The organism is Actibacterium naphthalenivorans (genome assembly GCF_014196965.1).
Taxonomy (GTDB): domain Bacteria; phylum Pseudomonadota; class Alphaproteobacteria; order Rhodobacterales; family Rhodobacteraceae; genus Actibacterium_A; species Actibacterium_A naphthalenivorans.
In genome coordinates, this window is sequence record NZ_JACIEQ010000009.1 from 1 (window position 1) to 25,840 (window position 25,840).

General features: G+C 62.4%; 23 protein-coding genes. 11 read left to right on the plus strand and 12 right to left on the minus strand.

Annotated elements, in window-relative coordinates; all coding sequences use genetic code 11:
• Positions 1 to 69 precede the first annotated feature (69 nt).
• The 3 genes from GGR17_RS17550 to mobC are packed head-to-tail and all read right to left on the minus strand — an operon-like array spanning position 70 to position 3,530.
• Positions 70 to 639, minus strand: a complete 570-nt coding sequence (locus tag GGR17_RS17550; protein ID WP_235974534.1) for a type IV secretory system conjugative DNA transfer family protein — start codon at positions 637 to 639, stop codon at positions 70 to 72.
• Positions 632 to 2,980 (minus strand): relaxase/mobilization nuclease domain-containing protein, encoded by a 2,349-nt coding sequence (locus GGR17_RS17555; protein WP_007803321.1) that lies wholly within the window; start codon positions 2,978 to 2,980, stop codon positions 632 to 634. Before GGR17_RS17555 ends, GGR17_RS17550 begins: the two co-directional genes overlap by 8 nt.
• Positions 2,967 to 3,530 carry a plasmid mobilization relaxosome protein MobC gene (gene mobC / locus GGR17_RS17560; RefSeq protein ID WP_007803319.1) on the minus strand — a complete coding sequence of 188 codons (564 nt, stop codon included), beginning with the start codon at positions 3,528 to 3,530 and terminating at the stop codon, positions 2,967 to 2,969. Before mobC ends, GGR17_RS17555 begins: the two co-directional genes overlap by 14 nt.
• A gap of 576 nt (positions 3,531 to 4,106) precedes the next feature.
• Between mobC and GGR17_RS17565 the strand changes: the two genes are divergently transcribed.
• From GGR17_RS17565 to GGR17_RS17615, 10 genes are all read left to right on the plus strand, one after another.
• On the plus strand, positions 4,107 to 4,826 hold the full coding sequence (locus tag GGR17_RS17565) for a ParA family protein (RefSeq protein WP_054540769.1): 720 nt from the start codon (positions 4,107 to 4,109) through the stop codon (positions 4,824 to 4,826).
• 10 nt (positions 4,827 to 4,836) lie between these two features.
• Complete coding sequence (locus tag GGR17_RS17570; protein WP_054540770.1) at positions 4,837 to 5,478, plus strand: hypothetical protein; 642 nt, start codon at positions 4,837 to 4,839, stop codon at positions 5,476 to 5,478.
• 160 nt (positions 5,479 to 5,638) lie between these two features.
• Complete coding sequence (locus tag GGR17_RS17575) at positions 5,639 to 5,878, plus strand: hypothetical protein (RefSeq protein WP_054540771.1); 240 nt, start codon at positions 5,639 to 5,641, stop codon at positions 5,876 to 5,878.
• A 120-nt stretch (positions 5,879 to 5,998) separates the two neighbouring features.
• Positions 5,999 to 7,183, plus strand: coding sequence for a Fic family protein (locus tag GGR17_RS17580; protein WP_054540772.1), 1,185 nt, complete (start codon positions 5,999 to 6,001; stop codon positions 7,181 to 7,183).
• 113 nt (positions 7,184 to 7,296) lie between these two features.
• Positions 7,297 to 7,476: a hypothetical protein gene (locus GGR17_RS17585; RefSeq protein WP_018001757.1), complete on the plus strand. Its 180-nt coding sequence runs from the start codon at positions 7,297 to 7,299 to the stop codon at positions 7,474 to 7,476.
• Positions 7,477 to 9,495 carry a type I restriction-modification system subunit M gene (locus tag GGR17_RS17590; protein WP_054540773.1) on the plus strand — a complete coding sequence of 673 codons (2,019 nt, stop codon included), beginning with the start codon at positions 7,477 to 7,479 and terminating at the stop codon, positions 9,493 to 9,495.
• On the plus strand, positions 9,492 to 10,724 hold the full coding sequence (locus tag GGR17_RS17595) for a restriction endonuclease subunit S (protein ID WP_235974535.1): 1,233 nt from the start codon (positions 9,492 to 9,494) through the stop codon (positions 10,722 to 10,724). The genes GGR17_RS17590 and GGR17_RS17595 overlap by 4 nt, the downstream gene beginning before the upstream one ends.
• A gap of 166 nt (positions 10,725 to 10,890) precedes the next feature.
• A complete protein-coding gene (locus tag GGR17_RS17600) occupies positions 10,891 to 11,793 on the plus strand; it encodes an Abi family protein (protein WP_054540774.1) in 903 nt (300 codons plus the stop codon).
• Positions 11,794 to 11,848: 55 nt separating this feature from the next.
• Complete coding sequence (locus GGR17_RS20410) at positions 11,849 to 12,097, plus strand: hypothetical protein (protein ID WP_054540775.1); 249 nt, start codon at positions 11,849 to 11,851, stop codon at positions 12,095 to 12,097.
• Positions 12,094 to 15,327: a type I restriction endonuclease subunit R gene (locus GGR17_RS17615; RefSeq protein ID WP_054540776.1), complete on the plus strand. Its 3,234-nt coding sequence runs from the start codon at positions 12,094 to 12,096 to the stop codon at positions 15,325 to 15,327. Before GGR17_RS20410 ends, GGR17_RS17615 begins: the two co-directional genes overlap by 4 nt.
• Before the next feature lie 49 nt (positions 15,328 to 15,376).
• Here GGR17_RS17615 and GGR17_RS17620 read toward each other — a convergent pair whose 3' ends face one another.
• The 4 genes from GGR17_RS17620 to GGR17_RS17635 form a co-directional block, all read right to left on the minus strand.
• A complete protein-coding gene (locus tag GGR17_RS17620; RefSeq protein WP_054540777.1) occupies positions 15,377 to 15,637 on the minus strand; it encodes a WGR domain-containing protein in 261 nt (86 codons plus the stop codon).
• Positions 15,638 to 15,721: 84 nt separating this feature from the next.
• On the minus strand, positions 15,722 to 16,654 hold the full coding sequence (locus GGR17_RS17625; RefSeq protein ID WP_054540778.1) for a DUF2493 domain-containing protein: 933 nt from the start codon (positions 16,652 to 16,654) through the stop codon (positions 15,722 to 15,724).
• Between the two features lie 365 nt (positions 16,655 to 17,019).
• Entirely contained in the window at positions 17,020 to 18,048 is a 1,029-nt protein-coding gene (locus GGR17_RS17630; RefSeq protein WP_054540779.1) for a DUF7146 domain-containing protein, read from the minus strand.
• 3 nt (positions 18,049 to 18,051) lie between these two features.
• On the minus strand, positions 18,052 to 22,446 hold the full coding sequence (locus GGR17_RS17635; protein ID WP_054540780.1) for a strawberry notch family protein: 4,395 nt from the start codon (positions 22,444 to 22,446) through the stop codon (positions 18,052 to 18,054).
• A gap of 177 nt (positions 22,447 to 22,623) precedes the next feature.
• Here GGR17_RS17635 and GGR17_RS17640 point away from each other — a divergent pair, with 177 nt between their 5' ends.
• A complete protein-coding gene (locus tag GGR17_RS17640; protein WP_054540781.1) occupies positions 22,624 to 22,920 on the plus strand; it encodes a hypothetical protein in 297 nt (98 codons plus the stop codon).
• 424 nt (positions 22,921 to 23,344) lie between these two features.
• Here the strand turns inward: GGR17_RS17640 and GGR17_RS17645 are convergent, their stop codons facing one another.
• The 5 genes from GGR17_RS17645 to GGR17_RS17665 all read right to left on the minus strand — a co-directional run bounded on the left by GGR17_RS17645 (position 23,345) and on the right by GGR17_RS17665 (position 25,839).
• The gene (locus tag GGR17_RS17645) at positions 23,345 to 24,046 is read right to left on the minus strand and encodes an RES family NAD+ phosphorylase (protein WP_054540782.1); all 702 of its coding nucleotides are present in this window, start codon (positions 24,044 to 24,046) and stop codon (positions 23,345 to 23,347) included.
• The gene (locus GGR17_RS17650; RefSeq protein ID WP_028095451.1) at positions 24,043 to 24,444 is read right to left on the minus strand and encodes an MbcA/ParS/Xre antitoxin family protein; all 402 of its coding nucleotides are present in this window, start codon (positions 24,442 to 24,444) and stop codon (positions 24,043 to 24,045) included. The genes GGR17_RS17645 and GGR17_RS17650 overlap by 4 nt, the downstream gene beginning before the upstream one ends.
• Positions 24,445 to 24,509: 65 nt before the next feature.
• On the minus strand, positions 24,510 to 25,154 hold the full coding sequence (locus tag GGR17_RS17655) for a hypothetical protein (RefSeq protein ID WP_054540783.1): 645 nt from the start codon (positions 25,152 to 25,154) through the stop codon (positions 24,510 to 24,512).
• On the minus strand, positions 25,147 to 25,566 hold the full coding sequence (locus GGR17_RS17660; protein ID WP_054540784.1) for a hypothetical protein: 420 nt from the start codon (positions 25,564 to 25,566) through the stop codon (positions 25,147 to 25,149). Before GGR17_RS17660 ends, GGR17_RS17655 begins: the two co-directional genes overlap by 8 nt.
• A gap of 75 nt (positions 25,567 to 25,641) precedes the next feature.
• Positions 25,642 to 25,839, minus strand: a complete 198-nt coding sequence (locus tag GGR17_RS17665; protein ID WP_058249044.1) for a hypothetical protein — start codon at positions 25,837 to 25,839, stop codon at positions 25,642 to 25,644.
• Between the last annotated feature and the right edge of the window lies 1 nt (position 25,840).

Genomic DNA, 25,840 nt, shown 5'->3' on the forward strand with positions numbered 1-25,840 from the left:
AGCTTACAAGGCGATCAGAAATGCCACGCTGTAAGCCATGTTCAGGCTTCGTTCTTCCTTAGCGTGGTTCTACGAAGAAACCTTCCGATGGGGCCTGCTGGCGCGGAAGCGCGAGGTCTCGCGGAAGTTCTCGCCTTTCACGTCGAGCACCACGGCGGAGCCCTTGTAGGTCAGCAGGTTCGGGATCACGAACCCCACGCCCTTGCCCCGGCCTGTAGGCGCCACGATCAGCGCGTGGGGGAAGGTTTTTGAGACTAGGAACGGGCGCTTGGATTTCGGGGAGCCGAGCTTGCCCAGAAGGAAGCCACCGTCGGGCTTGGCAAAGAAACCGTTCCTGTTCATCTCGCTGCGGGTCTGCCAATGCGTCGTCCCGAAGCGGGTCAATGCATCCCCCAGAAGCGTGACGCTCAGCATCAGCGATGCCAGGCCGAAGCTGCCAAGGATGAGGTTCACCCAGAGGAAGTCTTTCGGTGCAGACTGAGACAGACCCCGATATTCGCGGGCAAGCAGGGTGACGTCGAAACGGGTGGGAGAAAGCCCATAGCGGAACATGACAAAGCCGGTCGCCACGACATAGCCCATGGCGAGACCGACCAGCACGAGGCTCAACACTCCTAAGGCAATCTTGCCTTTATCCATGGGTGATCCCCTTCTCGCCATCTGCCGCAGCGTGGCGTGCGCGCTGCGCCTCTATCTGTTCTTCCGCCAATGCATCGAGAACGCGCTCCATCGCCGGGCCGTGCGCAGTGACCTCGCTGCTCTGGAGATAGGTCTTGGCGAGTTCCAGCTGGCGCAGCGGATCCTCGGTGAATGTGTCCAGGACGTCCGCGTTACCGGCCCGCAGCGCGTCGATTGCGTCGTGGCTTAGTCGCTCGTTTATCTGCCGGACGATGTCCTGCTGCTCTGACTCGGAGAGCGGGCCCTCGACGTCGGCGTTTCGCACAAAGGCCATGACGGTTGGCGCTGTCTCTTCCAGATACCGGCGCTCGGCGTAGTCTTGTCGCGCCTGGTCCTCGATCTCGAAACTGCGCTCGCTGATATAGGCACGCGACGCGCCTAGCGAACGAAGGTGATTGATTTCGTCCTGGACGGCCTTCCCGAATTCATCATCCGGCATCTCCGTGCGATAGCGGGCGAGGGTGCGGAGCTCTTCGGCAATCGGACCGAGATGATCCGAAGGATCCCGCAAGGCGAGGTCCATGTCGCCAGCATGAAGCGTGCGGTCCTGCTCGGATACCGCATATTGCGGCGGCATTCGACTGTCGGTGATCTGTTCCCAGGCCATTGAGGCCAGTTCGGCATGTTGCGGCGATTTCTGCGCGTAGACGTCGAACGCGGCGCGGGCCTCTTCAACCTCCACGGCACCTGCCCGCCGGACGGACGGGTCGTCGAAGAACGGATGATCGAAATCCGTCCGGCGGAACTGCGCCACCAGCGCTCTGAACGCCTGCCGCTCCGATGGGGCAAAGATGTCGGACCCATCTTGCGCGAGATCACTCCCAGGTGTCGTCAACCGTTCACCAAGCGCTGCCTCAGCGTCATCCACCTCGTCGACCTCGGTTGGCGCGCGCAGGACGCGTACATCGGTCAAAACATCGCCCAGCCGAACATGCACGGCTTCCAGCCGGTCGAGCGCGTCTTCCCGGTCCGCAGATTTCTCCAGATCGAGGTCGCTTGCTTTGGCAATCCCCTGCAGATCCTGTGCCAGCCACTGGCGCTCCAATGCGGCATTGCCTGCCCCCTCCCGCAGGCGCGCGGCCACAGCCTCGGCATCGATGCCCGTGCCTTGCAACGCTTCGGCCAGCTTTGGTGCCACCTCTCCATCGTCAAGACGCGCGAGGTGATCTTCACTGGCGTTTGGCCTTGCATAGATGCCGTCCCGGGACGGAGCATCGACCAGGGCGGCGGAGCGATCCCCGAGCGGGTTCAAATGCGCGACCGAGGCCAGAACGTCGGTCAGCTTGCGCTCGATCACCGGCCTCTCGGCCGCCGGCGCCCTGTCGATCGCCGCCTCGATCTGGCGAATGTTCTGAGAAAACTCGGTGATCAGCGTGTCGAACGCTGCTTCGTCTTGGGACATGTAGATGGCTCCGTCAGCTTGCATCTGACCGCCACTGGCAAGGATGGTGCTGGCCCGCTCGAGCGCTTCGGCCACGTCGTCGAAATTCGAACGTGACGCCTCCGCCGCGAGCCCACGGTAGATCAACGCCTTGTGCCTGACGGTTTCCAGAGCGGCCCCCAGGTCCGCGCCGGTTCTCTGGCGCTCAACTGGGGGACGACCTTCGTCGCGAGCCTTGTAGATTTCATCGATCTCGGCGCGGTAGGTCGTGACGCCGCGATCCAGACGACGCGTCGCCTCAAGGCGGATCCCATGAACCCGGGCCGCCTCGACCATCGCCTCGCGAAAGGCGTCGTAGTTGAAGTGATGATCCTTCCCGAGAAAGAACATTTCGCCATCCTTGCTGCGGCGGTTCAGAACAATATGCGCATGTGGATGCGCGCGATCTTGGTGTATTGCAGCAATATAGTCGAATTGCGACCCCTCACCTTGAAAGAACTTCTCGCAGACCGCCTGGGTGATATCGCGCACCTCTTCACCCCTGGTCCCAACCGGGAATGCCATCAGCAGATGCGACGTATGGCCAAGCTTGGGGCTGTAGCGCTCGTTCCACTGGTTCTCGAACCGCCGCGCCACTCGGTTGATCTCGGCTTCCGAGAGCTGCTTCTTCCCGTCATGGGTGCCGCGACTGTCGAGGATATGGGTCGACTTTGTTGTGAGATATGTGAGCTGAGCCCGTAGCTGCGCCCCGGTGTGACAGCCCCCTTTCGAGATAGCCTTGAAGATCGCTGGCGAATAGCCGCGCGCGGCCCGAACCATCTGCGCGCCCCTGGAAAGCCCCTGCCAGGATCCCGAAACTCGGCTCCAGCCGCGGTCAAATAGCGCCGGGTCGATGCCACGGACCCGGTCACTCCGCGCCATTCTCATTCCTCTCGGCGAGGCCCGCCAGGGCAGAGCTGATCTCAAGGTCCAGCACGCTGCGCCGCGCACGCGACATCTCCTGGACCTGGTCGGCCAGATCGAAGACCAGACCCGCAAGGGCGCGGACGTCACGGTGACTTGAGGCCGGGTAGGACAGTCTCTCGCCCCGCACCTTGGCCTCGTTCAGACGTCGCGCGATCTGGTTCACGTTGTTGCCGACCCGGTTGAGCGCGGCGCCGAGGTTGCGCAACTCGTCACACATCTCGTCGTCGGGCAGGAAAACACCTTCGGCCGCCAGCATCAGGCGGCGCATGGCATCCGAGCGGTGCGCAATCCCGCGCCGCGACAGCGCCGCGTCGAACCGGCGCAGGTCGTCGTCCGAGACCCGGATCCCCACAACCCGCGATCGGCTGCCGTTCGCTGTCTGACGCTCATCCCAGTGGTTCACCACGTTGTAGATCGTCTTCAGGCTGACATCGTAGCGGGCTGCCAACGACACCGCGGAGACGCCGTTCCGGCGCTCTTGGGAGATGGTCGATCGTTCGATCACTGACAGTCTGCGGCGGCGGGGCATTTTGAAGTTAACGTTCCTATTTCTTGCCAACTTCGTACAAGCCCGCCGACTCCCAACGCAAGTGGAGTCGGCCATAAGGGCTTGTACTCAATGTAGAAAATCGCCCCGCAGGGGCGATTTCCCGTCCTTTGTCAAATGGATCGCGCGTCGCGCTCATTGCACCACGCGATGCGGTCTCCGCATCGCGCATCGCGTCTTTTGCGCCCCGTCTCTTGCACCCCGCAAGACGGGTTTTGCTGCGTGCTGACCGTCTCGCGTCACCCGCAGAACGACATACGCGAGACTGCCTCCCGTCGTCTGGAGCGCGCTATCCGTCTCCTGCATTCCGTCCGCGGCACATCGCCAAGCGCATCCCGACATTTGGAGGGTGTGTGGTGCCCCGCGACGAATGCTGACGGCGCCACGGCAAACGTCGCACGGTCATCGCATAACGCCACCCGCTGCATGCCAAACGCCGTTCGCCTCCCGACTTCTGCTTGACCCCTCCGCCTCATGCGTTTAGCGACACTTTAGCATTATCGTTGCGATTCACTATTTTTGCGGAGAGTCAGAATGCCGAACGAAAATCTTGTGGTGATCGCAGCGATGGCCCGGAAAGGGGGCAGTGGAAAAACGACGCTTTCGCGCGCCTTGATCAGCGCCGCGATCGCCGCCGGACGCAGAGTGATGTTGATCGACACGGACAGCACGAGAGTACTCGGTGCCTGGCATGCCCGGGCGGAAGCCGGTGGGCTGAGTTCGCCGCTTCTCTGCTCGGCCACCGTCGAAAGCGTGGCGGGTGTCGAGGGTCAGATCGATCAGGTCTACATGGCAGGCACAGCAGACTTCATCTTCATCGATACCGCGGGGGTCGGTGCCGAATGGTCAGACGGCATCGCGGTGCTTGCGGACCACATTGTGACGCCCGTCATGCTGTCGACATCTGATTTCGATGTCGGAGCGCAGACTTCTGATTGGTTTGAGAAGCTGAAATCCCGTGTTGACGACCCCTCCAGCCTTCCGCGCCACCACGTCGTCCTCAACATGGTCGACCCGAAAACGACCCGTGCTGACGCCGCCCTGATTGAAGAAGCGCTCACCCGTTTTCCGGTGATTGAGACCGTCATGATGCGACGAAACACTTACAAGGAGATGGATCAGAAGGGGCTTCTCCACGCCTTGGCGCTGGAAAAGCAATCTGATCCAAACCCTCTGATGCGTCCACATGTTCGTCATGTCGTCGAGGCGCTCGAGGAGGCGACGGACATCCTCAACAATATTCTTGCTGCGTGAGGACAGTCGATTGCGCAAGAAGATCCCGACCATCACTAGGCCCGACCCAGCCTACGCCGCCACCCTGCAACAGGGTGACCGCGAGATTCCCGGGAAGGAAGATGAGGCACAGGTCACAGCAACAAAGACAGGCACCCCAGCCACTGACGTTAACGCGGATCGGCACGGGTCAGAGCTTGTGCCGGAAGGTGCCGTGGCGCCGCACCAAGTCACCGCGGAAAGCTCTGACCCGCATACCAGCCTGAGAGCTCCCGTATCCGCGCGCGCATTGAGCCCGACCCGGAAGATCGACATCAGGGTCAACGCACTCGAACGACAGGAAGCTGCGCTAGAAACTTGTGGTGTTGAGCCAGCACATGTGGTGCGTGCCGCCCTGCGCCGTGCAGTCAAAGGCTGGCAACTGTCGCCGGTCTTCGCGCCAGTCGCGGAGGAGCGGCGCACTCGAAACACGCAGTGGCAGGCCCGGACATCTCTGGCAGTAGATGCAGCCAGCCTGGGTGTCCTCCTCCGGGACCACGACCCCCTCGACGTCTTGAGTAAATGGGCTCTGATCCGCGGTCAGGTGGAACCACGCATATGGGGCGAGATCGACAAAATCTTGGACGAAATTGCGGATCGCGCTGCATCGCCGCATGAACCGCACGCACCGTAAGGTACCCATCTGAAAAGATAACTTGCATTTCGCCGGTGGATTTTCGCCCACCCGGAACGGTTCATCTTGCAGTTGCAGAAACCTAGTCCTAACACCAGCTAACAGGAATTTCAGACCTCAGTAGTGACGAGTTGCGAGGTCCATTTAGGAGGAACGCATTATGAATACGAAGCCCCGCCTGACTGGCGAACCGATCATGCGCATCCTCTGCAAGACATCTGAAAATCTGGTTGGCTACCTGTACCAATGGAACAATGGCGACGTGCAGCCTGCCTGGTTCGACGGCGCCATGGCGGACGTTCGCTATGAACCATTCATTCAAGCGACGGAACAGAACCCAGTCGATCCGAAGACCCCCAAACCGCGTCAACAAGATCTGACGCACCTTGAAAAGGCCTAGCTCAAGGCATCGCATTGGTTTGTGGGTCATCCCGTCCCGCAGGTCCTTTGAGCGATAGAGTTGACTTCTATGCCTCACATGCGATCTAAATGTGAGTTATAGAAAGGGCATCTATAACTCATGGCTTGGAACTGGACGCTGCCAGATTGGCCGGATTTCCGGTATGACGCCTCCGCGCTGGAGCCGTTTGAGCAGACGTTCCTGCTGTCGTCCGGAGAAATCCTCGGCGCGGTCCATCATGTCAGCCAGCCGGAGCGCGAGCAACTTCGCATCGAACTGCTCAGCGAGGAAGCAATGCAGACGAGCGCCATCGAGGGTGAAATCCTCGACCGGCTCAGTGTCCAGTCTTCGTTGCGCCGCCATCTGGGCCTCGATCCGGACAGCTACCCTGCCAAACCGCGCGAACAGGGCGTCGCGGAAATGATGGTCGACGTCTATTCCAGTTTTGCAGAGCCGCTGACCCATGAGACGCTGTACCGCTGGCATCGAATGCTCCTGTCCCATGACCGTCGGTTGGAAACCATCGGGGCCTACCGACAACACGCCGAGGCGATGCAAATCGTTTCCGGCCGCCTTGACCGGCCCACGATCCATTTCGAAGCGCCGCCCTCAGAGCGGGTCATGCCTGAGATGGAGCGATACGCGGATTGGTACAACAAGACCGGGCCGGGGGGAGCAGAGCCGCTTCCAGCGCTGACGCGCGCAGGGCTAAGCCACCTCTATTTCGAGAGCGTCCACCCATTCGAAGACGGCAACGGTCGCTTGGGTCGCGCCCTCGCTGAAAAGTCGCTGGCGCAGAACATTGGCCAGCCGACCCTCATCTCGCTCGCCTTCACCATCGAGAAGGAGCGCAAGGGATACTACGATCAGCTCGAGCAGCATCAAAAAACGCTCGACGTGACCGATTGGCTCGTCTGGTTCGCAGAAGTTGTCTTGAAGGCCCAACAGGTAACACTCGACCGCGTAGGCTTCTTCATCAGCAAGGCACACTTCTACGATCGGCACAGAGACCACTTGAACGAACGCCAGGCCAAGGCCATCGCTCGCATGTTTCGGGAAGGCCCCGGCGGGTTCAAAGGCGGCCTCAGCGCCGACAACTATCTCAAGATCACCGGAACTTCACGCGCGACCGCAACCCGCGATCTGCAGGACCTGGTCGAGAAGGGTGCGCTCAGCCGGACCGGTGAGCGACGCCATACGAGGTACTGGCTAATACTCTCAGAAACAACGACATCGCAGCTGTCGGCGAAACCCGAAAGAACACAGATCGAGCTGAACAAGGCACTGGATCTGAAGTCCCCTTAAAGCATCCGCTTGCCAACTGTGGATCAGGTTGAAAAGGGGCCGTCCAAGCAAATGTGATTGAATTCTTTAATGGAAGAATGGAAGATAAGTCATTATCCGCGAGGAGATGCCCAATGGGTGATGATGCCGCGAAACTTTCGAACCTAAATTTGAAGATCACCGAGGATGAGCGGTGGGCCTTCAAGGAGCTCTGTGTCCGGCACCGGATGAGTCAGGTCGACGGCTTCCGTTTGGCAGCACGATTATTGGAACAGCACCTTGAGACGAAAACGAATAGCAGTGAAGGCGCATAGATGAACACCCTGACGACGAACACCTCTCTCGCCGATTTCATCTGGAAGAACGCGGACGACCTTTGGGGGAACTTCAAGCACGTCGATTTCGGTAAGGTAATCCTGCCCTTCACCCTGCTGCGCCGCCTGGAATGCGTGCTGGAACCGACCCGGGACCAGGTGCGCGAAACCGTCAAGACCATGAAGGACAGCCCGATCGACCTGGGCGTGATCCTGCGGACCCAGACCGGGTACCCGTTCTACAACACCTCGAACTACGACCTGCGCAGCCTCGGCGCGACCCGGACCCGTCAGAACCTTGAGGATTACATCGCATCTTTCTCTGACAACGCGCGCGTCATCTTCGAACAGTTCGATTTCGCAAACACGCTGGCCCGGATGGACAAAGCCGGGGTCCTCTACAAGATCTGCCAGAACTTCGCCGCCATCGACCTCCACCCCGACGCAGTTCCGGAACGGATCATGTCGAACGTCTACGAACACCTGATCCGGCGCTTCGGCGCCGAGGTGAACGAGGCGGCCGAAGACTTCATGACCCCGCGCGACGTCGTTCATCTGGCCATCGAGCTGCTGCTCGACCCGGACGACCAGATGTTCATCGACAACCCCGGCCTGATCCGGACCCTTTATGACCCCACCTGCGGCACTGGCGGCTTCCTGTCGGACGGCATGGAGCATGTGAACGCCCTGCGCGACCGGTACTCGGTCGCCCCGGTCATCGTTCCCTACGGGCAGGAACTGGAGCCGGAGACCCACGCGGTCTGCCTCGCCTCGATGCTCCTCAAGACCGTCGAGTCCGATCCCGGCCGAGACCTGTCGAAGAACATCAAGCTGGGCAGCACCCTGTCCGACGACAAGCTGGCGAACGAACGGTTCCATTACTGCGTCTCGAATCCGCCCTTCGGCAAGAAGTGGGAGATGGATCAGGCCGCCGTGGTTCGGGAACATCAGGAAAAGGGGTTCGAGGGCCGGTTCGGCCCCAAGCTGCCGCGGGTTAGCGACGGGTCGATGCTGTTCCTCCTCCACCTCCTCAGCAAGCTGGAGGCGCCGGAGCGCGGCGGCGGGCGGGCGGCTATCGTCTTGTCCGGCTCGCCCCTCTTCAACGGGAACGCGGGGCAAGGGGAATCCGAAATCCGGCGCTACCTGCTGGAGGAGGACGTGGTCGAGGCGATTATCGCACTTCCGACCGAGATCTTCTTCCGGACCGGGATCGGCACCTACATCTGGCTCCTGTCGAACAACAAACCGGCCCACCGGAAGGGGCAGGTTCAGCTGATCGACGCGACTGCGCTGTTCGAGCCCATGCGCAAGAGCGAGGGGAACAAGCGTCGCCGGGTCGGGGATGACCAGATCCGCCAGATCGTCCAGATGTATTCCGACTTCGTCCAGACGAAGGAAAGCCGGATCTTCGACGCCCGCGACTTCGGCTATCGCCGGGTCAAGGTCCTGCGCCCGCTGCGCAAGAAGGTCGTGATCTCGCCCGAAGGGTTGGCCGCGCTGGCGGATGAAACCGCATGGGGCAAGCTCTCGCGCGAAGTGCAGACCGCCTGGACCACGCTCTTCGAGGCGGACATGGGCGAGGCGCATGGCTGGCACCGGTTCGAGGCCTGGGTCAAGAACGCGGCCAAGCGTGACCCGGGGCTGGGCCGCGTGAACGCCGCTCTGATCAAGGCGTTCCAGAAATCCTTCGGCGTGTGGGACCCAGACCTCGAACCGATCCTCGACAAGAAGGGTGAGGTCATCCCCGACGACGACCTGACGGATTTCGAGAACATCCCCCTCGGCACCGACATCCGGGACTATATGGCGCAGGAGGTGCTGCCCCATGCGCCCGACGCCTATGTGGACGAGGATTTCCGCGATGAATACGACGGGCAGGTGGGCGTCGTGGGGTACGAGATCAACTTCAACCGCTACTTCTATGAATACCAGCCGCCCCGCGATCTGGACGAGATCGACGCCGAGCTGAAGGCGGTCGAGGCGGAAATCGCGGCGGTGCTGGCGGAGGTCACTGCATGACAGAGATGCAAGTGATTTCCGGGACTGCTTTACCCATCGGCTGGAAGCATATCCCCCTGAAGCACAATCTTCGTCGCCTCTCTGAAAAATCCAAGAAGGGCGGGAAGGTCGTGGCTTTGGAGAATATCGAGAGCTGGACGGGGCGCGCTATTGAAACGGAGTCCGTCTTTGACGGGGATGGCGTTGATTTCAGACGAGGCGACATTCTTTTTGGGAAGCTGCGCCCTTATCTCGCGAAGGTTTATCTTGCTGAAAACGCGGGGGAAGCCGTGGGCGATCTTTGGGCGCTTCGACCTCAAGACCACATTGAGCCGCGATTTGCTGCTTATCAGCTTCTCGAGCCGGGCTTCATTGATCGAGTAAATGGGTCGACAACCGGCGCGAAGATGCCAAGGGCTGAGTGGGGGTTCGTTGGTTCCATAAAGGTGCCAACCCCTCCTATCGAAACACAAACCGCCATCGCTCGCTTCCTGGACCGCGAAACCGGTCTGATTGACGGCTTGATCGAGAAGAAGACCCGGTTCATCGCGCTGCTGAAGGAGAAGGAGAAGGCGGCGATATCGCGCTTCGTTCGGCGCGGGCTTGACCGAAACACGCTCACCATCGACAGTGGGGTCGATTGGCGCGGGCGGGTACCTGCGCATTGGGTCCGGGGCCGGATGAAGGACCATTTCCGGCAGGAGAAGCGGCAGGGATATGAAACCCTGACCGTTCTTTCGGTCTACCGTGAGTTCGGGGTGATCGAGAAGTCGTCCCGGGACGACAATATTAACAAGACCCCCGAAGACCTTACCAAATATCAACTGGTCAAACCGAACAACCTCGTCATCAACAAGATGAAGGCGTGGCAGGGGTCGATGGGCATCGCCCAAATGAGGGGCATCACCAGCCCCGACTATGTTGTAATGCGCCCCATCGGCGAACATGACCCCAGATACATGCACCACTATCTGCGCGCGCAGCCCATGCCGTGGGTCTACCGTCTGATTTCAAACGGTATCCGGACCGATCAATGGCGCATGGAGGCTGAGAAGTTCTTGGGGCTTCCCGTGTTCATGCCGCCGATCGAGGAACAGCGGCGCATCGCAGACCGGATAGATGTTGAGCTTGAGCGGATCAGGAGCCTTATCACCCTGACCGAGCGCAGCATCGACCTCCTTCGCGAGAAGCGTTCGGCGCTGATCACTGCCGCCGTGACCGGGAAGATTGACGTGAGGGCGGCAGCATGACTTTTGGCGCGGACCGGTCGGTTTCTTATTGCTTTGGTAGGATTCCTGCCCTATCTAATGTCTCAACAAGACCCGCCACGCCTCGGACGGAACCTCGGTTTCGCACTGCGCACCCCGGCGGGTTACTTGTTTTCAGGGTATCGCTTTCACGGCACGGGGGTGCCGCATGAAGTTTGAAAAACCCGCCGTTTCTGTGCCAGATCAGATCGAACTCCTCAAACGTCGCGGCATGATTGTGGGGGACGAAGCCCAGGCACAGCACTACCTCAGCTTCATCTCCTACTACAGGCTGCGGGCCTACTGGCTTCCCTTCGAGGTGCCCGCCGCGAACAACGGCGATCACGCCTTTCGTGACGGGACAACCTTCGAGGATGTGCTGACACTCTACATCTTCGACCGTGAATTGCGGCTCTTGGTCCTGGACGCTATCGAACGGGTCGAAGTAGCCCTGCGCGCGCAATGGGCACATCACATGGCGATGACCTATGGGCCCCATGGCTATCTCGAACAGGGCAACTATGCCCACATCGGGCGTCATGCCTCTGCCGTTGCCGAGTTGAACAAGGAATTCAGCCGCTCGCGCGACACCTTCGCTACTCACTATCGCGACAAATACACCTCGCCGAAGCTGCCGCCGGTCTGGATGGCGGCAGAGGTCATGTCGTTCGGTCTACTTTCGAAATTCTACAGCGATCTGAAGTTGCGCGGCGATAGAAACGCCATTGCAGCCCCCTTCGCACTGGACGAAAGGGTCGTCACGTCTTTCGCCCACCATATCAGCCACGTGCGCAACATATGCGCCCACCATGGCAGGCTGTGGAACAAGCGCTTCACAGTGAAGATGACTGTTCCGAAATACCCCGCCAAGCTGCCCGTTGCGATGCGGGATGCCGATCCGCGCTATCTGCACAACACTCTGGTGATGCTCGATTACCTTTTGGCCCTGATCGCACCGGGCAATGAATGGAAACAGCGCCTTGTTTCGCTAATCGACGGCTGCCCGTTGGCTGATCCTGCGAGCATGGGCTTTCCGGCGGATTGGCGCGCCAGAGCGGTATGGAAGGTATGAGAATGCCGTTTTCAGCCCAATCAAAGCTGGCAAGACTTGTGAAAGAGGTGGCCGCATGACCACCGGTGAGACCTTCGGGCGGACCATCCAGCTTTTTCTGGTCGACGGGAAACCCACGGGTCTGCGCAAGGCGACGATCCACGGCAGGTCGGGTCTCTTGTTCGTCAGCGGAGCCTCGGCCGCGGCGGCTGCCGTGCTGGACCGGAACAGCAACGGACAGCTTGAGTGGAAGGTCCGAGGTTCGAAGCTGAATTATCACGAGTGGCAGCAGGCGCAGGCCGGCGGTACGGAGGTGACAGAATGAGCGACCTGCATCACGAGAAGCACCTCGAGTCCTATATCGTCCAAAGGCTCGCAGCCGCAGGCTGGCTGATCGGCGCCTCCGACGCGTTTGATGCCGACCGCGCCATGTACCCGGAGGATCTGGAGGCCTGGCTGCGCGCCACCCAGCCGCAGAAATGGGACCGGCTTCAGGCGATGAACGGCGACAAGACCCTTACAGTGGTCATGGACCGGCTGGAGACTGCGCTGGAGAAACAGGGAATAGTACAGACCCTGCGCCGGGGCTTCTCCGTCGCTGGCAGCGGTCACCTTGACCTGTCCGAGGCGGCCCCGGAAGACCAGCGCAACGAGAAGGTCCTGCACCGCTACGCGTCGAACCGGCTGCGGGTCGTGCCGCAGCTGAAATATCACCCGGGCCGCGAGCTCGCCATAGACCTCGGCCTGTTCCTGAACGGCCTGCCGCTGGCGACGGTCGAGCTGAAGACGGATTTCACCCAGTCGGTCGAACACGCGAAGGCCCAGTACCGGCGCGAGCGCTTGCCCGTAGACCCGGTCACGAAACGCAAGCATCCGCTTCTGACGCAGCATCGCGGCGCGGTTGTCCATTTCGCGATGTCCGACAGCGAGATCTGGATGACCACCAAGCTTGCGGGGGAGGACACCTTCTTCCTTCCCTTCAACAAGGGGAATGACGGTCGGGCCGGTAACGCGGCCCGGGCCGATGGGGAGTATCCAGTCGCCTACTTCTGGGAGGAAATCTGCCAGCCGGACGCGTTCCTGCGGATCTTCCACAGCTTCGTCTATGTCGAGAAGAAGAACGTGGTCGACTTGAAGGGGAACTGGTCGGTCAAAGAGACCCTGATCTTCCCCCGGTTCCACCAGTTCGACGCGGTCAACAAGATGATCGCAGACGCGAAGGTGAAGGGGCCGGGACACCCCTACCTGTGCGAGCACAGCGCCGGGTCCGGAAAAACCTCGACAATCGCATGGACGGCGCATGACCTGGTGAAGCTGCGCCGGGACGACGGGACTCCGATCTTCGACACGGTGATCATCGTAACAGATCGGAACGTTCTGGACGGACAGCTGCAGGACGCTGTCCAGCAGATCGACCACCAGAAGGGGCTGATCGCGGCGATCGACAGGGAGACGTCCTCGAAGTCGAAGAGCGAGCAGCTCAGCGAGGCAATGCTGAAGGGCACACCCATTATCGTGGTAACCATCCAGACCTTCCCCTTCGCGATGGAGGCGATCCTGACCGAAAAGTCCCTCCGGGACCGGAACTTCGCGGTGATCATCGACGAGGCGCATAATTCCCAGACTGGAAACACGGCCTCGAAACTGCAGGCAACACTGGCCCTATCAGCCAAGCAGGATATGTCGGAGATGACGGTCGAGGACATCCTTCTAGAGGTCCAGCGGTCCCGGAAGCGCCCGGCGAACGTGTCCCATTTCGCCTTCACCGCGACCCCAAAACACTCGACCATGATGCTCTTTGGGCGCCCGGCGGACCCGACAAGGCCCGCCGCGGAGGACAACCTCCCGGTCTCGTTCCACAAATACGAGATGCGCCAGGCGATCGAGGAAGGGTTCATCCTCGACGTGCTTCGCGGCTACGTCCCCTACAAGACGGCCTTCAACCTCGGGCAGGAGATCGTCGAGGAGAAGCGGGTTGATGGGAAGGCGGCGAAGCGGGCCTTGGCGAAGTGGATGACGCTGCACCCGACTAACGTCACACAGAAGGTCCGATTCATCATCGAGCACTTCTCGAAGAACGTGGCCCACCTGCTGGACGGGAAAGCGAAGGCCATGGTGGTCACCAGCTCCCGGGCCTCTGCAGTCCGGTACAAGCGGGCGTTCGACGCCTTCATCGCGGCGAACCCGGAATACGGGTACATCCGGGCCCTCGTCGCCTTTTCGGGCAAACTGACCGGGCGAGAGGTCATGCACCCGAATGACGACCTGTTGCAGGGGGATGCATTCGTCGTTGAGGAGGATGCGGAGTTTACCGAAGCGAACATGAACCCGGACGCGGGCGGCAAGGACCTGCGCCACGTCTTCGACCGACCGGAATACCGGGTCATGCTGGTGGCGAACAAGTTCCAGACCGGTTTCGACCAGCCGAAGCTAGTCGCAATGTATGTAGACAAGAAGATCGCGAACGCGGTCGAGATCGTCCAGACCTTCTCCCGTCTGAACCGGACCTTTCCCGGGAAGGACCAGACCTTCATCATCGACTTTATCAACGACCCGGAAGTGGTACGGGCCGCCTTCGCCCAGTATGACCGGGGCGCCAAGATCGAGGAGGTGCAGGACCTCAACGTCGTCTATGACCTGAAGGAGTTCCTCGACGATCAGGGGGTCTATGACGAGACACACGTCCTCGACTTCCAGAGGGCCCGGTTTCGGACAGCGACGGCCGCCGCCAGCGGCACCGATGACGAGGCGGCCCACAAGGCGATGTACGCCGCGACGCAGGAACCAACCGACGCCTATAACCATCGGCTCACGGAGCTTCGAAACCGCGCCTCAGAGGCCGAGGACGCCTGGCAGAAGGCGAAGGCGACCGGGAACGAAGACGGGATGAAACGCGCCGATCACGAGCGCGAACAGGTCGAGACAGCGATCGTGTCGCTGACGGATTTCAAGGCAGGCCTAGCCCGGTTCGGACGCCTTTACGCCTATGTCGCGCAGTTGGTCGATCTCGGCGATCCGGACCTTGAGGTCTTCGCGGCCTTCTCGAAACTGCTCGCGAACCGACTGGATGGGGTTCCAGCGTCCGAGATCGACCTGCACGGAATCGCGCTGACCGGCTATGACATCGTGGAGCGAGAGGAGGCTAGCAACGGCGAGGATGAGGAGCCCCCCACCCTCGACCCCATAAAGGGCGGCGGCGGCGGGGGACGGCCCGGTGCCCTACCGGTCTACATGCAGGAGCTCATCGAACGCCTGAACAGCCTCTTTGGGGAGGCCACCCCGATCGAGGACCAGGTCGCCTTCGTGAACCAGGTTGCAGCGATTACCCGCCAGAACCCGGTTGTGATGGCTCAGATCGATAATAACAGTAAGGATCAAGCGATGAAGGGGAACCTCCCCGGCGCGGTGCAGGCGGCAGTGGTCCGGGCAATGTCTTCGCATAGTGCGCTCGCCACGCTTCTCCTTAGCAAGGATCGCCAGGCCCTTCCTATCCTCGAAGGGGTGATCTACGAGATACTAAAGCGGGGCGAGGCGTTGGACCTCACTTCCAATTGATCCAGCAGAACTCTAAATGCGATGAGAAAATGGCTGCGTCCAAGATCGATCACTGAACGTAACCCCTCCGCTTCTTCACCGCTGCCAGCTTCATCAACGCGGTGATGGCGTTGCCTTCATCAGGGTGCGTCTCGACCATCATCTGCCCTCGAAACCCGATACGGCCCCATTCCCGCACAAGGCATGCGCCGCCAAACAGGTCCGGCTGAACGCTCATTCGATAGAAGCGCCGCATGTTGAGAGACGGGTCGATCCGCTTGAGATCGACCGTCGTCGGGAACACTTCCATTTGCCGCGATATGTCGAACATGTTGTTGACGCCTCTCTCCAAACCACAATATCAAGCGCTCTTCGACGTTTCCACTATGTTCTATCCCGAAAAGAAAGAGGGGGCTCACGCCCCCTTCTCGAACTTCATGACCGGGATGCCCAGCTTTTTGGCCTTGTCGGCGAGGTTTTCCTGGATACCGGTTCCGGGGAAGACGAGGACCCCGACCGGGAGCACATCCAGCATCGCGTCGTTGCGCTTGAAGGGCGCGGCCTTGGCGTGCTTGGTCCAGTCGGGCTTGAAGGCCACCTGCGTCACGCCCCGGGCTTCGGCCCATTTGGCGGCGATGAGCTCTGCGCCCTTCGGGCTGCCACCGTGCAGGAGGACCATGTCGGGATACTTGGTCCGGACCTGGTCGAGCTTGCCCCAGATCAGGCGGTGATCGTTGAAATCGGTCCCGCCGGTGAGGGCGACCTTGGGGCCAGCGGGCAACATCACCTCGGTCTCTGCGCGGCGCTTGGCGGCCAGGAAATCGCGGCTGTCGATCAGGGCGGCGGTCATGTGCTGGCGGTTCACCATCGAGCCGGTGCGGGGGCGCCAGGTCGATCCCGTGTGCTGAACAAACTCGGATGCGGCGTGATCGCGCATCATGTCCATGCAGTTCCGCCGTTCGACGAGGGTCAGGCCTTCGGCCGTCAGGCGCTCGAGCTCGACGGATTTCACCTCCGAGCCGTCCTGCTCGCGTTGGAGGCGGCGCTGCGCCTGTTCGTTCTCATCGAGCGACCGCTCGATCCGGGCCGTGGCGCGGTGGAAAAGGTTGACCTGGCCCCAGAGCACCTCTTCGAGATCGGGTTCCATACGGGTGTCTTCCAGGGTCGCGACGAGGGCGTCGAAGATGTCGGCGACGGCGACCGCGAGGCGCTGCCCATCGGGCATCGGGCGCGGATCGGGCTCGTCGAAGGGGCGGTAGCCATACAGCTGCAGCTCGTCGAGCGCATGGGCGGTCTGGGATGCGCTATGGGCGGGTTCATACGCGTCGTCGTGGGTATGGATCGTCATCGGTTTCTTGCCTCCGGGCCTGTCTCGTCCGCGCGTCATCCCGCGCGGCCTTCATGGGCAGACCCGAGCCGTCGGGGCGGTTGCCCCTTCACCCCGGCTTCACCGGGGCCGGAACAGCGTGGAGGAGGTCGGCAGGGAAGCTATTTGTCTCGCGATGCAAAGGCGGCTTTGCCGCCGGCGGAAATAGGTTCCCTGCCGACCTTGCAGGGGCAACCGCTTTGACGGCCTGCCCATCTCTTGAAGGCCGCGCAGGGCTGACGGGTGGATGCGCAAGGCCCTGGATGGGGTGAGGACGACGATCCAGAGCCACGACGGGATGCAGCCCCCTGCCCCGCACTCCCAGCCCCCCACCTGCGCGATGCAGCTCAGCTGGGCAGGCGATGCCGATCCTCTGGCCCGATCTGACCTGCCAGATGCTGGCGCAGCGCGTCCTTGCCGTTCGCCCGAAGATCATCATTGAAATCCCCGAGCCGCGGTTCCAGCACCCGCACGCGCACCCCGACCTCGGAGGCTCTGGCGCTCAACTTCTCTGCCGCGCGCTGCCCGGCCGGATCGCGATCGATCGCGACGTAAAGGCGCTTGAGCCCCTCCGGCAACAGGACCGCCCCGAGGTGACCCGAAGAGAGTGCCGCCCAGACGGGCAGACCTGGGATTGCCTCGGACAGGGACAGCATGGTCTCGATGCCTTCGCCGACGACGAGGATGTCATCGTGCGGGGTGAGCCTGACAGCATTGCCGAGTAGGTGACCCATAGCCCGACGCTGTGGATTCACTGCCGCCTTCCCCTGTCCGTCAGGCGCCAGCCAGGTGCGCTGCGCTCCCTGCACGGCCCCTGCCCCATCGGTGACCGCCGCGATTATCGCAGGTCTGGGGATGCTCCGGGTCTGCCCCTCTTCCCGATGCCAGCACTTCGGGTGGAAGCGTAAGGCGCCGTTCGCCCCGAATTGGGTGATGCCTCGGGAACGGAGGTAGGTCTCAGCAAGCGTGCCTGTGATCGGGTTCGAGGCAGCAAACAAGCGCGCCGCCGCGGGAGTGCCACCGGGCGCCTTGGCCTTCCTCGGCTCTTGCCTATCCGGGGCGACCGGCTGCGGACGGCCAAGATGCGCTCGGGCCTCGGCGAGAAGGTCGGGGAAGCGCGTGATCCCCGTCCGGGCGCGGATGATGTCCAGGAGATCGCCATGCTCGCCTGTGGCCCCATCCGTAAACTTGCCCGCTGCTCCTGGTCCCGACGCCGGGCCCGTCAATCGCACGAAGAGCGACCGGCCGGGGTTGTTCTGCAGATCGCCGACGATCCAGTAGGATCCTTCCCGCCGTCCGGCGGGAAGGTAGGCACGACAGACGCCTTCGGCATTTTCTGCCAGATCGCGCACGAGGTCTTCGGTCTCGGAATACATGGGTCAACAACCTCCGCGATCATGTAGCCTTGCGACAGGACAACGTGCAAGCAGACGATCCAGTATCGCGACGCCATCGGCGTCGGTCGGGCAGAACAGCCGAAGCTTCCAACTGATGATCTCCGAGAAGAAGCCATCGGCCTTGAGCCGATCCTTGGCTGCCTCCGAGAAGCCCGACAGTTCGATCCGGTTCGCGCCCATGACGCGCGAGCGGTGCAATTCCATCCCTTCGGACAGGCGCACCACGGTCTTGCCCTCCAGAACGAGGGCATGGACCTGCGCCGCCGAGAGCTTCGGCGCGTCTTTGGCCAGCGTGGTCGCGACCCAAGCGGGCGAGACGCGGCGGCCGATGATGCGTTGCCCGTCATCGGTCTGCAGGCGGTAGACGCGGGTTTCATCCTGGGGAAGCTGCTTCCAGATCGGCAGCAGCAGGCCTGCCACGATGTGCAGCGTGGCTTCGGAGAACTCCGGCACCTCGGCCAGTTCCGCGGTCCAGGCGGCGGAGAAGGCCGCGCGGTCGGCCTCGAGCCAGCGGGTGTCCTCCATGATCTTTGCCGGGACTGTGCTGGCATCGGTCGGGCGGATCAGGCGCAGGCGCGGCTCGATGGTCCCATCTTCCAGCATGTGACTGGTGGCGGGAACCTGCACGGCAGCCCGGCCCGAGCGGCTGTTGACCAGAAGCCGCGCCTGCGGGTCATCCAGCCATTCGAGCGCATCGGCCAGCGAGGTAGGCGTGTTGCGGCGCTTTTCCGCGATGGTCAGCAGCTGGGTTTTCGCGCCGGAGCCCGGATGGGTGTAGATGACCTGTACGTCGGTCACCCGGAAGCTCTCAGCACGGAGTGTCTCGAGCCCGAGATCATAGACCCCGGCGGCGATGGCGCCCTCAATTCGCTGATCGAGCAGCTCCTCGAAACCCGCGAACAGCACGGCCTGCATGTCGATCGTCAGCGCCAGCAGGCGATTGAGGAAGGTCGTGATCGGCGGCAGGTCATCCTTCAGCCCGTTATCATCGGTCAGGCTGAGCCCGGTCGCATCCTCGAAAGCCCCGAGCGAACATCCGGCCAGATCGCCGCGATAGATACGGCGGTAAAGCTGGCGCAGGGCGTCGCGGGCGTAGGGCGACTCGAGGTTGTCTTCGGGCCGGAACAGCCCTTGCCCGCCGGTCTGGCGCTGGCCGCGCGTTATAGCGCCAAGCGTGTCGAGACGTCGCGCGATGGTCGACAGGAACCGCTTCTCCGCTTTGACATCGGTGGCCACCGGCCGGAACAGCGGCGGCTGCGCCTGGTTGGTCCGGTTGGTGCGTCCGAGGCCCTGAATCGCCGAGTCTGCCTTCCAGCCGGGTTCCAAGAGGTAGTGGACCCGCAGGCGTTGGTTCTTCGCCCCGAGATCGGCGTGATAGCTGCGCCCGGTGCCGCCGGCATCCGAGAAGATCAGGATACGCTTTTCGTCATCCATGAAGGCTTGGGTTTCCGCGAGGTTCGCGGCTCCGGCCCGGTTCTCCACCACGAGCCGTGCCGAATGCCCTTCGCCCTTCCGCACGATGCGCCGCGAGCGCCCTGTGACTTCGGCCACGAGATCCGTGCCGAAGCGCTGGACGATCTGGTCGAGTGCACCCGGCACCGGCGGAAGCGAAGCCAGTTTCTCGATCAGCGCGTCACGACGCCGGACGGCTTCGCGGCACTCCACCGGTTGGCCGTCGCGCGTGACGGGGCGCGACGAGAGGTTGCCCTCGCTGTCGGTGAAAGGCTCGTAGAGCTGCACCGGGAAGGAATGGGCGAGGTAGTCCAGAACGTATTCCCTGGGTGTGATGTCACAACGGATATCATTCCATTCGTCGGTTGGGATCTCCGACAGGCGGCGTTCCATCAGCGCCTCACCCGTCGAGACGATCTGGATGACCGCCGCGTGGCCCGCAGCCAGATCGTCATCGATGGATGCGATCAGCGTGGGGGTCTTCATCGAGGTGAGCAAATGGCCGAAGAAGCGCTGTTTGGCGCTCTCGAAGGCTGACCGCGCTGCGGATTTCGCCTGGCGGTTCAGCGTGCCCGACCCGCTCGGCCCGTCGGCCGCGCCGGTAATGTTCGCCGCCTCCAGCGCCGCGGTCAGGTTGTTGTGGATGATGGCGAAGGCCCCGGCATAGGCATCATAAATGCCACGCTGCTCGGGGCTGAGAACATGTTCCAGCATCTCGTATTCGACACCGTCATAGGACAGCGACCGCGCCGTGTAGAGACCAAGCGCCCGGAGGTCGCGGGCCAAAACCTCCATCGCCGCGACACCGCCAGCCTCAATGGCTTCCACGAATTCCGACCGGGTCTGAAAGGGGAAATCCTCCCCGCCCCAGAGACCGAGACGCTGAGCATAAGCGAGATTGTGGACCGTCGTCGCGCCCGTGGCCGAGACATAGACCACGCGGGCGTTGGGCAGCTTGTGCTGCAGGCGCAGGCCCGCCCTGCCCTGCTGCGAGGCCATGGTATCACCCCGCTCGCCTTTGCCCCCGGCAGCATTCGCCATGGCATGGCTTTCGTCGAAGAGGATCACCCCGTCGAAATCCGCCCCGAGCCAGTCGACGATCTGGTCGACGCGGGATTTCTTCGATCCGCGCTCTTCGGAGCGCAAGGTCGCGTAGGTGGTGAAGAGAATGCCCTCGGTCAGAGGGATGTCGCGGCCTTGGGCAAAGCGCGAGAGCGGCGTCACCAAAAGCCGCTCCTGGCCAAGGGCCGACCAGTCGCGCTGCGCATCCTCTAGGAGTTTGTCACTCTTCGATATCCAGAGCGCCTTGCGTCTTCCTCGGGCCCAGTTGTCGAGCAGTATCCCGGCAGACTGCCGGCCTTTGCCCGCGCCGGTGCCATCGCCGAGGAAGAAACCCCGGCGGAAGCGGTCGGCGTCAACGGCATCGTCCGGTGCAGCGGAGACCACGTCTCCGGTCTCATCGACGGTCCAAGACCCAGTGAGATGCGCGCCATGCGCCTCCCCCGCGTAGATAACGGTCTCGAGCTGCGCGTCGGACAGCAGGCCGTCGCGCAGGACGGCCGGGGGTAGCTTGGGGCGGTACGTGGGTTTCGGAGGTGCGACAGAGGCCATGGCCGCCGATTGCACAAGCTTGGTCGGGTGCGATGCGGCGTCTGGGATGTCGATAGCCTGCAGACGGAAGGTCTCGTAGATCGCGTCGGACAGCCGTGCGGCGTCTTCTTCCTCGGCGGCGTCGCGGAGAGCATAGTCCAGTTCCTCGGCCTCAATCGGCGTTTCGGGTTTCGCCATTTGAGCCGCAGAGGTCGCGCGCGATCGGCTGGTGGTTGTGTGAGTGGCGCGGGCAGGACTTCCCGGGAAGAGGGAAGAATGGAACAGACCCGCATTTACTGCCTGTTCCAGTTCGAGGCGCGGCGGAACCTCTGCAGTGACCCGCGACATCAGATGCGCCACGTCCGGAGACAGGGGCTGGCGCAGGTCGGCGGTGATGCCGCCCGGCTCGCCGCCGCAGCATTTATCGAAGACAGAAATCCGCGTCTCGAAGCTGGTGCCGTGCTTGGCGAAAGCGGCGCCCGACACCGCGCCGGTGAAGACGAGATGGGCGGTCTCGGTCAGACGGCCGAAGGTCTCGGCCCAGGCAGGCGCAACCGGCGCGAAACCGGCTCCGGTGATGGCGACGAGCCGTCCGCCGGGGGCCAGACGCGCGAGGGCCGAGCGCAGATGCCGGGCCGTCGCCTCGGTCGACCGACCATCGACATTGGCTTGGGCCGAGAAGGGCGGGTTCATCATGATGACGCTCGGGCTTGAGCAGGCATCGAGATGATCGTCGATCTGCGCGGCATCGAACCGGGTGACCGGTCGGGCCGGGAACAGCAGGCGCAGAAGATCGGCGCGGGTGTCCGCCAACTCGTTCAGCGCGAGGCTGCCGCCCGCGATCTCTGCGAGGATCGCCAGAAGCCCGGTCCCGGCGGACGGCTCCAAGACCAAATCGCGGGGCGTGATCTGTGCTGCCGCCAGTGCCGCGAGCCCCATGGGCAAGGGCGTCGAGAATTGCTGAAAGCGCTCCATCTCTTCCGACCGCCGGGTGTGCGTGGGCAAAAGGCCCGCCACCTTGGCGAGGATGGGCAACAGCGCCGCAGGCGAGCCGGCCCGGGCCAGCAGCGCACGACCGAATTTCCGCAAGAACAGAACCAGCGCCACCTCGCCGGCCTCATAGGCGAGCTTCCAGTCCCAGGCACCGGTCGCATCGGAACCGCCAAAGGCACGCTCCATCTCGAAGCGCAGGCGCAGCGCGTCGATCTGAAGCCCTTGCGCCAGATCGGGCTGCAGCGCTTCGGCAACAGCAACGATCGCAGGGGCGGGATTTGCTGCCAACGAGACAATGGGCGCAGGCAAGGACGCCTGCGCAACAGGGGCAAGATGGGTCATCGGGAAACTCCGGAATGAAGGACAGGATCAGGCCCGTACACCCTCTCTCGGGCAGCCTCGGACCTGATCTTTCCCGGCCCCTCTCTCCCTCTCGCACCAAGGTGTTCCCGACGCTTGGCTTGATTTTGTTCTTGTTATGTTCTATGTTCAGAGCCAAGCCAGAATGGGGGTTCCACCATGGAAAGCACCAAGCACGCCCTGCCCGTAACGCCCAAGCAGATCGCCTATGCGCGGTCGCTCGTCCTGCGCAACCGGACGCTCCTGCCCTGGGAAGTTCAGCAAGACCGGAGATCTTTGAGCGGTTGGATCGAGGCTCAGGCCCGGCTGAAGCCGGTATCGGACATGGACCGTCTGCCGACCTCGAAGCAGGTAGCCTTCGCGGAGAAGCTTGCCCGGATCAAACGGCGCGCCGTTCCGGAGGAATGTTTCCGTGACAAGGGGCTCATGTCGAAATGGATCGACGGGAACAAGTGATCCCGGCACTGGCTAGCTCCGGCCTTCCGGAGCTTCTGCCATACCGTGGCTTGGCAAACCGAGCGTAGTTGCCAACCTGTAGATTGGCAGATTGGACCTTCGGGACGTCAGCCTCGGTCAAACTCCTGTCCGAAGGACACCGAAGGGCCAAGGTCTGGTCGCGGCGGCACACCAGGAGGTACACCACTGCGACCTTCGGCAACCACTGCAAGTCGTTGCCGTCTTTCGACCCAGCGCCTTCAGATCTCCCTCCACGTGGGACTAGTCCATAAATTCTTTGGAAATGGTGAGATTGGAGCGTCCACAACGCTGGAAAAGCAACCTCATCGAAGAAAACTATAGTGGTCTTTTGGGGCAGAGACGTCGCCGTGTGCCAGTTTCATGTCTTCGGACCCCGCCAAACAGGCGCTTGCGCCGCAACGCGTCAGCCGACGGCCGTAAGCGAGTAGTGCGGTGTCCCATCCCAAACAAGATCCCAAGACGCGCCAGGCCGGACGTTCTGGATGGCGTGGGGCTCGAAGCAGACGAGGCAATTCCCGCCCGGCGCGGGAGCCCGAACTGAGGGGTAGATCAGGCCACGCGATCCAGCCCGGCGCAGATGCTGGGCGAGGCTTTGGCCCTCGGGATATCCGACAGCCGGATCCGGATGCAGTGCGGGATGGCCCGGCTCGTCGGTCATGTCATCGAAGACGCCGATGAAATCCGCCAGCAATTCCACATAGCGGGCGCTGTCATGGAAACTGCCGGTAAAGCCGAGTTCGCGTGTTCGGTGCCAGGCCACTTCGCTGACGGACACCATGACATCCCATGCGCAATACCAGGCGCCGCGCTCCTCGGTGTTGAAGCGGTTTCCGCCGGCGCGGGTATAGGTGAAGGCGGCGTTGACATGGCTGTCGCCGTAGATGCGCAGATCTTGGCTCCGGCGCTGCCAGGCAAGCTCGCGCGGGTCCAGATGGGGATTGCGGCCACGTTCCGCCAGAAGACGACCGCTGGTCAGGCCCTCGATCTCTGCCAGGATCTCCATCTCGTCATCGGAATCGACGAGACCGCGCAGCGACGGTGGCTTGTGGTAAGTGGCGGGCAGGAGACGAACGAGACCGCGATCGGAAATCTCGGTCTGCTTCATGCCCCACCACGCAACGCATCAAGATAGGTCCGAACCGCGAGGATCTGCGGCAAACCCCCGTCGATGGCGGTGTCGACTGGTCGGCTTCCACCAAAGAGCGGCCCCTTGTTCGGTCGGGTGAACCAGCTTTTTGCCAGAGGCTCCGAGAAGTAGAGTTCGAGCGACTTGAAGATGCCAATTACAGCGCTGAGCCGCAGCAGTTGGTCCTTGGTGAGCTCTCCGGCGAAATCCGGCTTCTTGGCGCGCTTCCACGTGCTCTCTGACATGTCGGCAAGGCCAGCCGCTTCCTTGAGACTGAGACCCCAAGCATCGGCCACGCGTGCATAAGCTTTCAACGCGACGGCGTTGATCTGTGCGGGTTCCCGGATTTTCTCTGCAACGTACATGGCGTCCTCCATTGGCTTCAATATAGTCCATATGGACTTACTGTAAAGATCAAATGAACCTTACGCTTTGATCTCTGTTACCCGAACCGCCGCCCTCCTTCCGTGAACGTATACGCGTTGACGATGATCCCCTCCTCGATGGCCTGGTCTGAGGTGAGGTGGTCGTATTCGGCTTCAAGCTGGCGGTAGAGCCAGCGGGCCAGATCACGCAGCGCCTCGGTCACGACTTCTTCCGCATCCTCGGTCGGCGGCTGCCAGGTCGCGCTGTCCCGCGTGATGTCCACCGACATGGTGTATTCATGGTAGTAGCGGCCACGGTGGCTGGCCTCGGCGGCGAGTTGGTAGAAGTTCCGCCGCTGGATAGCCTGCAGCCGGTCGGCGATGCCGTGCAACGTCGCGTCCTTGGGCGCGTAGTCCCGAATGCGCGCGGCGGCGCCCTTGACGTGGGACCAGTAGCCTTCGAACGAAGCTCCATCACCCTGGCTCCAGAAGCCGGAGAACCAGATGCAGGGCTTGGCCCGTGTCCCGCCACTCATCAGGCGGACGGAGGTGGCTTTCAGGCGGATGCCGAGGAGCTCGCAGACCCGCTCGAAATCCTCATAGACCGCGTCCCACCAATCGTCATGGGGACCAAGCTCGCGATACCAGCTGCGCGCCTTCTCCTTGGCGGCATCCGAGAGTTCGGGGAACTGGTAGACGGTGGTGCAGATCACCTCAGGCATCGATATCCTCCCCGTTCAGCGCAGCGACCAACCATTCTTGCGTGCTGGACCAGCAGATGGATTTGCGAGCGCCGAGATCGATGGCATGCGCGCCACCGCCGAAGGCGTCGAGGCGCGGTCGGGAGCAGGTCAGAGCATACTGGAATCCCCAAAGGCCGGTGAGGTCGAGGTCTTCGGCGAGGCGCAGCACAAAGCGGATGACGGCTTCGACATCGCCGTGCTCGTCGTCATGGATCCAGAGGGTGCTGCCCTCGGACGCGTCCTGGCGCGCGAGGTCGAAGCCCGCGACCTCCGGGTCGTCAGCGTCCTGATCCGCAGCGCGGAGTTCCTGAAACAGCGCGAGCGCGCGGGCGGCCTTTTCGGGTGTGCCGACGTCGAGCAGGCATGAGAAATGGGTGAAGTAATCCGCCATGGGAACCTCCTGAATGGGGAAGACCCGGCCAAGAGGCCGGGTACTGAATCGGGATGAAGGGTCGGCCGGGAGCGATCAGCCGATCGACGTGTCGTTTGCCGCCTTTCGTGCGGCATGCGCGCAGAGCATCTGCCGGTAGAAACGCTTGCGCGCGGTCCGGAGGCCGCAAACAGCGCGCGTGTCGGGGTGCAGCGCCCGGACCGCCGCGCGGACCACTGCCAGTGGCGAAGCGGTCGGCGGCAAGCCAAGACTTAGATAAGTGGGATCGGTCATG

Coding starts and splice junctions, on each gene's coding strand:
- GGR17_RS17590 (WP_054540773.1), top strand. CDS start 7,477: ATGAACACCCTGACGACGAACACCTCTCTCGCCGATTTCATCTGGAAG.
- GGR17_RS17650 (WP_028095451.1), bottom strand. CDS start 24,444: ATGGAGGACGCCATGTACGTTGCAGAGAAAATCCGGGAACCCGCACAG.
- GGR17_RS17550 (WP_235974534.1), bottom strand. CDS start 639: ATGGATAAAGGCAAGATTGCCTTAGGAGTGTTGAGCCTCGTGCTGGTC.
- GGR17_RS17645 (WP_054540782.1), bottom strand. CDS start 24,046: ATGAAGCAGACCGAGATTTCCGATCGCGGTCTCGTTCGTCTCCTGCCC.
- GGR17_RS17595 (WP_235974535.1), top strand. CDS start 9,492: ATGACAGAGATGCAAGTGATTTCCGGGACTGCTTTACCCATCGGCTGG.
- GGR17_RS17625 (WP_054540778.1), bottom strand. CDS start 16,654: ATGACGATCCATACCCACGACGACGCGTATGAACCCGCCCATAGCGCA.
- GGR17_RS17660 (WP_054540784.1), bottom strand. CDS start 25,566: ATGGCGGATTACTTCACCCATTTCTCATGCCTGCTCGACGTCGGCACA.
- GGR17_RS20410 (WP_054540775.1), top strand. CDS start 11,849: ATGACCACCGGTGAGACCTTCGGGCGGACCATCCAGCTTTTTCTGGTC.
- GGR17_RS17620 (WP_054540777.1), bottom strand. CDS start 15,637: ATGTTCGACATATCGCGGCAAATGGAAGTGTTCCCGACGACGGTCGAT.
- GGR17_RS17580 (WP_054540772.1), top strand. CDS start 5,999: ATGGCTTGGAACTGGACGCTGCCAGATTGGCCGGATTTCCGGTATGAC.
- GGR17_RS17575 (WP_054540771.1), top strand. CDS start 5,639: ATGAATACGAAGCCCCGCCTGACTGGCGAACCGATCATGCGCATCCTC.
- GGR17_RS17615 (WP_054540776.1), top strand. CDS start 12,094: ATGAGCGACCTGCATCACGAGAAGCACCTCGAGTCCTATATCGTCCAA.
- GGR17_RS17565 (WP_054540769.1), top strand. CDS start 4,107: ATGCCGAACGAAAATCTTGTGGTGATCGCAGCGATGGCCCGGAAAGGG.
- GGR17_RS17600 (WP_054540774.1), top strand. CDS start 10,891: ATGAAGTTTGAAAAACCCGCCGTTTCTGTGCCAGATCAGATCGAACTC.
- GGR17_RS17635 (WP_054540780.1), bottom strand. CDS start 22,446: ATGACCCATCTTGCCCCTGTTGCGCAGGCGTCCTTGCCTGCGCCCATT.
- GGR17_RS17555 (WP_007803321.1), bottom strand. CDS start 2,980: ATGGCGCGGAGTGACCGGGTCCGTGGCATCGACCCGGCGCTATTTGAC.
- GGR17_RS17640 (WP_054540781.1), top strand. CDS start 22,624: ATGGAAAGCACCAAGCACGCCCTGCCCGTAACGCCCAAGCAGATCGCC.
- GGR17_RS17665 (WP_058249044.1), bottom strand. CDS start 25,839: ATGACCGATCCCACTTATCTAAGTCTTGGCTTGCCGCCGACCGCTTCG.
- GGR17_RS17655 (WP_054540783.1), bottom strand. CDS start 25,154: ATGCCTGAGGTGATCTGCACCACCGTCTACCAGTTCCCCGAACTCTCG.
- GGR17_RS17585 (WP_018001757.1), top strand. CDS start 7,297: ATGGGTGATGATGCCGCGAAACTTTCGAACCTAAATTTGAAGATCACC.
- GGR17_RS17630 (WP_054540779.1), bottom strand. CDS start 18,048: ATGTATTCCGAGACCGAAGACCTCGTGCGCGATCTGGCAGAAAATGCC.